This window comes from Ruegeria sp. F5 (assembly GCF_056533845.1).
Genome location: NZ_JBQFOU010000065.1, coordinates 1 through 1,782, shown reverse-complemented (window position 1 = coordinate 1,782; position 1,782 = coordinate 1). Strand labels below are relative to the sequence as shown.

At 47.6% G+C, this 1,782-nt stretch carries 1 protein-coding gene and 1 tRNA gene; both read left to right on the top strand.

The window, feature by feature from the left end:
* The first annotated feature begins 41 nt into the window (after window positions 1-41).
* A tRNA-Met gene (locus ACR0K1_RS25540) sits at window positions 42-118 on the top strand.
* Window positions 119-738: 620 nt separating this feature from the next.
* Window positions 739-1,569 (top strand): hypothetical protein, encoded by an 831-nt coding sequence (locus ACR0K1_RS25535; protein ID WP_480852312.1) that lies wholly within the window; start codon window positions 739-741, stop codon window positions 1,567-1,569.
* The last annotated feature ends 213 nt before the right edge of the window (window positions 1,570-1,782 follow it).

Below are 1,782 nucleotides of genomic sequence, written 5' to 3'. Positions count from 1 at the left end.
CACACAAGCTCTCTAACGATATCGCACTTATTCGACCCTGTCGCGGGATGGAGCAGCCCGGTAGCTCGTCAGGCTCATAACCTGAAGGTCGTAGGTTCAAATCCTACTCCCGCAACCAAAAATCACAGCCAGATATCAAATACTTAGCGCCCCAACGGGCGCTCCCTGCGTTCTGGCCTGCCACACCCGGTGCTACAACAGTGCTACGCCAAACAGCAAACTGCAGCTATTCTAGTGCACCCATTCTGATGCTTCGTGAAGCCGAATCTCTCCACCAAAAAACGTGACATCACCGCCTGCACTGTCAGCACCGTCAGCCATAAACGTGAACGCCGGTTTAGGGCTAAAAACCTGATATCACGATATTAGCGAAGGGCGACCTTCGAGAAATAGTGCGTAAGTTTTTGAACTGTCGAGGATTAACCTAACGCATCATGGGGAAAGTGAGATTGGGCGGTGCGGCCAGCGCATCAGCGAACGAAAAACCCTTATGTTGACGACATCAGCCAGCCCAATTCTTAGATAACTATGTTTGCTCTGGAAAAATGGCATCAAAGAAGCGAAGCTAAACCAAGTTGTTATCCAGTTTGTTACTGAAAGATGAAGATTTCGAGAACAGAGTTACCCATCGAAACCGAACTTCGGTTGAAGCGGCATTTCTCGCGTTTGGCTCTAATTAACGAATTTTGGGCTTGCTTTGTTTCGCCCAAGAGACGTCAAAAAGTCCAACGAGACAAAGTGATCGCCATCACCTTACTTGTATCTTTACCCATGGCTCACGCCTTCTGGCTGATAAATTTGGTGGTATACGGCGGTTGGCCGTCTGCCCTAAGTTCGATAGCTTACAGGCCCGATATTCTATCACTTTTCGCTTCAGACCTATTCTTGGTACTTTTTTCCTATCTTCTATGGATGAGGATGACTTCGTTTGAAAGTCAGGTTCGCACAAAGGTCGTCGAAAGTCTTACAGCGAAAGCAATCGCAGAAAGTAAAAGTCGGTACTGGGATGATTTTGTGCTGTACCTTCGTCCTTTCAGTTTTGATCGATCTTTGGAACTTAAAAACGCCAAAGATATCACAGCGATTGAAAAAGACATACAATTTGAGATCGTCATAAGAGATGGCGTCGAAATGCATGGCGCAACCCTAGTTGCTCTGTCACGAGACCATAGGTGGTTTGGCGGTGTGCCACTGAAACGTGAATGGCAGGACCTAGTGGAAAAACTAGTGGGTCGCGCAAAATATTGCATCGTTATCCCGTCTATGAACAAAGGCACTTTTTGGGAAATTGAAAAAATCGGGGATATGAAGCTGTTTTCTAAGGTGCTGTGGTTGTGTCCACAGGGGGATTGGGAAGTTACAGGCAAATCAGAGTACTCTGAAGCCGATTGGCGACCTATCGCCAACACACTTCGCCACCGGTTCCATCTTGTGTTGCCGAAGTACTCAGTTGGGGGGCATTTGAGCAACACCATCCCCGGCAACAAGTCTGCTTCAATGGCACCCTTGAATGGTGGAACCGACGCGAAAACGTTTCTCAAAGCGATTCAAATGATAGCGAACCACTGATTTTAGATCGATGGGTTTAGCTGTAGCTTCCAGACAACGGAAAAGTTACATGGATGAACCAATGTGCAATCTGTTCCGAGCATTTCAGCCAATTGGTAACAGGTACATAGAATGCTCACGGGCACCTAGGCTCAGGACTCATAACCAATAGATGACAGTTGCGGCGAGGGCGATTGCTGAGAGGAAGACTTTGGGGGAGCGGTCATATCGGGT